The organism is Variovorax sp. P4_B11 (assembly GCF_056402355.1).
Window position 1 is genome coordinate 1 of sequence record NZ_JBFUHO010000133.1, and the last position, 4706, is coordinate 4706.

The following is a 4706-nucleotide window of genomic DNA, read 5'->3' on the forward strand; positions in this document are numbered from 1 at the left end:
TGCCTGTGCCTGATGTCGGGCGCTGGCGTGCAGCGGGTCCACCCGAGCGGCCATCGGCTCCACGCTCTTGCGCGACAGCGGCAGCATCAGTCCGGTGCAGTAGCCCTTGAGCCCCGCGTGACGATCTGAGTGACCCAGCCCTTCCGCCAGATGGTGCATGTACTGGTCGAACCGTTGACTCATACCCATGGCTCTTCACCCATCAGTTGAGGAAGTGCACATAATGCCTTGTTTTTATTGACACAGTAAGACTAGAGATCCCGTCCTTGATAGTCAACGCGCCCTTGAGACGAGGCTTCTGTGAAAGCCGTGCATCAGTCGTCCGATTGTCGGCCGCCAAGAACTCAATACAGATCTTGGCGAATCGATGGCCTGCTGCCATGCATGAACTTCGGTCACAGATGATATGCCGCCTCGGTTATTTCCCTTTGGGGCCCGCAATCGCAAGATCGACGAACACCACTGACGATGGCGCAGTATCTGGCGCAGTCGGTCGGCCCTTCAACTAGTTGTGGAGACACCATGGAAGAACGAACTGAATTGCAGGAAGCCCTGCTCGACAGCCTGCAACGCGTCGTCGACAAGGAGATCGCACCATTGGCTCAGCAGATGGACGAGACCGAGACCTTTCCGAAGCACCTGATCTCGGTCTTCGGAGAGCTGGGGCTCATGCAGGCAAGAGTGCCCGAGGAATACGGCGGCCCGGGACTCGACCTCACGACGACCTGCATGGCCAAGGAACTGGTGGCCAAGGTCTCGATGACCGGCGCCCAGCTCATCAACCAGAACACCATTTCCTTCGTCCTGCCGCTGCTTCACTTCGGATCTGAGGAACAGCGCCGGAAATGGCTGCCGCTGGTGGCCAAGGGCGGCGTCGTGAGTTCAGTCGCCATGACTGAACCGCATGCCGGGTCCGATGTCGGCGCGATGAGAACCAACGCCGTGCGCGACGGCGCCCACTACGTGGTCAATGGCCAGAAATGCTTCATCACCATGGCGCCGCTGGCCGACTACATCACCCTGTTCGCCAAGACCGGAGATGCAGGCAAGCGCGGCGTGGACAACATCAGCTGCTTCATCGTCGACATGAAGACGCCCGGCATCTCGCTCGGCCAAAGCGAGAAGATGATGGGCCAGCGCGGCACGCCGCATGCCGACATCTACTTCGACAACGTGCGGGTGCCGGTGGAGAACCGCATGGGTGAGGAGGGCAAGGGCTTCCTCTCCTGCATGCACATCCTCGACCTCAACCGCCCGACGGTAGCGGCCAGCGCGGTGGGCGTGGCACAGGGCGCCTTCGACATCGCGGTTGCATACGCCAAGGAGCGCAAGGCCTTCGGCAAGGCGATCGGCGAGTTCCAGGGCCTGCAGTTCATGCTGGCGGACATGCACATCCAGATCGAGGCGGCCCGCGCCCTGCTCTACAAGTGCACGCGTGCGATCGACGCCGGGCACACCGATCGCCTCACGGAGATGGCCTCGATGGTCAAGTGCTTTTGTACCGACACCGCGATGAAGGTCACGACCGACGCGGTGCAGGTCCTCGGTGGCCACGGCTACGTGCGCGGCAACCATGTGGAACGCATGATGCGCGATGCGAAGGTCTTGCAGATCTACGAGGGCACCAACCAGATCCAGCGCATGGTGATCGCCCGTCGGGCACTCGGTTTCCGCTGAGCTCCCCCATGCCCGCCATTTCTCCGAGCGCCCAGGGCGCACTCTCCGGCGTCCGCGTGCTCGACTTCACCTTCGTCATGTCGGGGCCGTACTGCACGCGACTGATGGCCGACCTCGGTGCCGACGTCATCAAGATTGAATCGAAGGCAGGAGACCTCACGCGCAGCCGCCCTCCCCTGCGCGAAGGCCGCAGCAGCTATTACGCATCGCTGAACTGTGGCAAGCGCAGCATCGTGCTCGATCTTAAGAGCCCCGAGGCGCGCGACATCGTGCATGAACTCGTCAAGGAAGCCGACGTGGTGGTGGAAAACTTCCGCCCGGGCGTCATGAAGCGGCTGGGGCTCGGCTACGAGACCTTGAGCGAGATCAATCCGCGCCTGGTTTATTGCTCGATTTCGGGTTTCGGCCAGGGGAAGTCCGGCGACGGCAAGGGTGCCTACGCGCCGACGCTACACGCACTCTCGGGCTTCGACAGCGCCCTTCGTTCCTATCAGGACGATGACAGCCGGCCACCCAACACCGGCATCTTCGTCGCTGACGTACTGGGCGGCTCGCTTGCCTTTGGCGGCATCCAGGCGGCGCTGGTACAGCGCCAGCGCACGGGCAAGGGAGACTACGTCGACCTGTCGCTGCTCGACTCGATGATCAGCCTGCTGGTGTGCGAGGTGGGCGAAGCCCAGTTCCCTGAACAGCCGCTGCACTTCGTCTACAAGCCAACGCCGGCGCGCGACGGGCACCTCGTGGTGGCGCCCACCACGCAGGACAACTTCGTCGCCCTGTGCGAGGCCACGGGCCACCGCGAATGGCTGGAAGACCCGCGCTTCGCCACCGGCCGCGGGCGCCAGAGGCACTGGGACGAATTGCTGGCCGAACTCGCCAAGTGGGCCATGCAGCACACCGCCGAGGAATGCGAGCGCATCCTGGACGCGCACCACGTGCCCTGCTCCCGCTACCTCGACATCAAGGAAACGATGGCCTTGCCGACAGTGCGCGAGCGAGGAACGATGTGCGAGATGGACGACGGCGCGGGCACCTTCGTCGTCGCGGGCACGCCGTTTCGCATGACCCACGGCAACGCGGGTCCGCGCGCCCACATTCCCGCGCTCGGCGCCGACGGGCCGGCGATCCTCGAACAACTGCTGCACACGGGCGCTGCAGGCATCGCCCGGCTGAAGGAAACGGGCGTGTTGGGCGGCTGACGCCTTCCCGATGGGAAAGGAAAGCGCACCCCTGGGCAGCGCCGCCCATGGCGAGCGCATCCAGCACGAGATCAAGAGCTTCGCACCGCTGGTCAAGGAACTCGCGGCCGAACAGTCCAACACTTCATCACAGAGGCAGCAACCATGAAGATCCTGGTCCCCGTCAAGCGGGTCGTCGACTACAACGTCAAGGTGCGCGTGAAGAGCGACGGCACGGGCGTCGACATTGCCAACGTGAAGATGAGCATGAACCCCTTCGACGAGATCGCGGTCGAAGAGGCGGTGCGCCTGAAGGARAAGGGCGCGGCCACCGAGATCATCGCGGTGTCCTGCGGCGACGCGAAGTGCCAGGAGACGCTGCGCACGGCGATGGCCATTGGTGCGGATCGCGGCATCCTGGTCGAGACGACCGAAGAACTGCAGCCGCTGGCGGTGGCCAAGCTTTTGAAGGCGCTGGTCGACAAGGAACAACCGGCTTTGATCATCCTGGGCAAGCAGGCGATCGACGACGACGCCAACCAGACCGGCCAGATGCTGGCGGCGCTGGCCGACCTGCCGCAAGCCACCTTTGCGAGCAAGGTCGAGATCGATGGCGACAAGGTCAAGGTCACGCGTGAAGTGGACGGCGGCCTGGAGACGATTTCCCTCTCGCTGCCGGCCGTGATCACCACCGACCTGCGCCTGAACGAGCCGCGCTACGTGACCTTGCCCAACATCATGAAGGCGAAGAAGAAGCAGCTGGACACGTTCAAGCCTGAAGACCTGGGTGTGGATGTCAAGCCGCGCCTGAAGACCTTGAAGGTGTCCGAGCCGCCCAAGCGCGGCGCGGGCATCAAGGTGCCCGATGTTGCCACCTTGGTGGACAAGCTGAAGAACGAAGCGAAGGTGATCTGACCATGACCGTACTTGTTATTGCCGAACACGACCACGCCACGCTGAAGCCGGCGACCCTCAACACCGTGACCGCAGGCCTCGCCTGCGCCAGCGGCGATGTCCACGTGCTGGTGGCCGGCGCCAATGCCGCCGAAGCGGCCAAGGCCGCAGCCCAAGTCGCAGGCGTCGCCAAGGTGATCGTCGCCGACAGCCCCAGCCTGGCCGAGAACCTCGCGGAAAACGTTGCCGCCCAGGTTCTGACCATTGCGAAGAACTACAGCCACATCCTGTTCCCCTCGACCGCCAACGGCAAGAACGTCGCGCCGCGCGTGGCCGCCAAGCTCGATGTGGCGCAGATCAGCGATGTCACCAAGGTCGACAGCCCCGACACCTTCGAGCGGCCGATCTACGCGGGCAACGCGATCGCCATCGTGCAGAGCAGCGACGCGATCAAGGTGATCACGGTGCGCACCACGGGCTTCGATGCGGCAGCGGCCACGGGTGGCAGCGCGGCGGTGGAAACCGTGGAAGGCGTGGCCGACAGCGGCAAGAGCAGTTTCATCGGCCGCGAGGTCACCAAGAGCGAGCGCCCCGAACTGACGGCCGCCAAGATCATCGTCTCGGGCGGCCGGGCCCTGGGCAGCGCCGAGAAGTTCCAGGAAGTGATGGCGCCCTTGGCCGACAMGCTCAACGCCGGCCTGGGCGCCAGCCGCGCCGCGGTCGACGCGGGCTACGCCCCGAACGACTGGCAAGTGGGCCAGACCGGCAAGATCGTGGCCCCGCAGCTGTACATCGCCTGCGGCATCTCGGGCGCGATCCAGCATCTGGCGGGCATGAAGGACTCGAAGGTGATCGTGGCGATCAACAAGGACGAGGAGGCCCCGATCTTCTCGGTGGCCGACTACGGCCTGGTCGCCGACCTGTTCACGGCCGTGCCGGAACTGGTCAAGGCGCTCT

At 64.3% G+C, this 4706-nt stretch carries 6 protein-coding genes; 5 read left to right on the top strand and 1 reads right to left on the bottom strand.

What is annotated here, in order from left to right; all coding sequences use genetic code 11:
- Window positions 1–189: transposase (locus AC1DYD_RS41075; RefSeq protein ID WP_478178443.1), on the bottom strand; the 189-nt coding region annotated here is incomplete at its 3' end.
- A 333-nt stretch (window positions 190–522) separates the two neighbouring features.
- Here AC1DYD_RS41075 and AC1DYD_RS41080 point away from each other — a divergent pair.
- The 5 genes from AC1DYD_RS41080 to AC1DYD_RS41100 all read left to right on the top strand — a co-directional run.
- Window positions 523–1677 carry an acyl-CoA dehydrogenase family protein gene (locus tag AC1DYD_RS41080; protein ID WP_478178444.1) on the top strand — a complete coding sequence of 385 codons (1155 nt, stop codon included), beginning with the start codon at window positions 523–525 and terminating at the stop codon, window positions 1675–1677.
- An 8-nt stretch (window positions 1678–1685) separates the two neighbouring features.
- Window positions 1686–2876 (top strand): CaiB/BaiF CoA transferase family protein, encoded by a 1191-nt coding sequence (locus tag AC1DYD_RS41085; RefSeq protein ID WP_478178445.1) that lies wholly within the window; start codon window positions 1686–1688, stop codon window positions 2874–2876.
- A gap of 10 nt (window positions 2877–2886) precedes the next feature.
- On the top strand, window positions 2887–3024 hold the full coding sequence (locus AC1DYD_RS41090) for a hypothetical protein (RefSeq protein WP_478178446.1): 138 nt from the start codon (window positions 2887–2889) through the stop codon (window positions 3022–3024).
- Window positions 3021–3770, top strand: a complete 750-nt coding sequence (locus AC1DYD_RS41095) for an electron transfer flavoprotein subunit beta/FixA family protein (RefSeq protein ID WP_478178447.1) — start codon at window positions 3021–3023, stop codon at window positions 3768–3770. Before AC1DYD_RS41090 ends, AC1DYD_RS41095 begins: the two co-directional genes overlap by 4 nt.
- 2 nt (window positions 3771–3772) lie before the next feature.
- Window positions 3773–4706, top strand: a 934-nt coding sequence (locus tag AC1DYD_RS41100) for an electron transfer flavoprotein subunit alpha/FixB family protein (RefSeq protein WP_478178448.1), incomplete at its 3' end; no start/stop codon positions are given.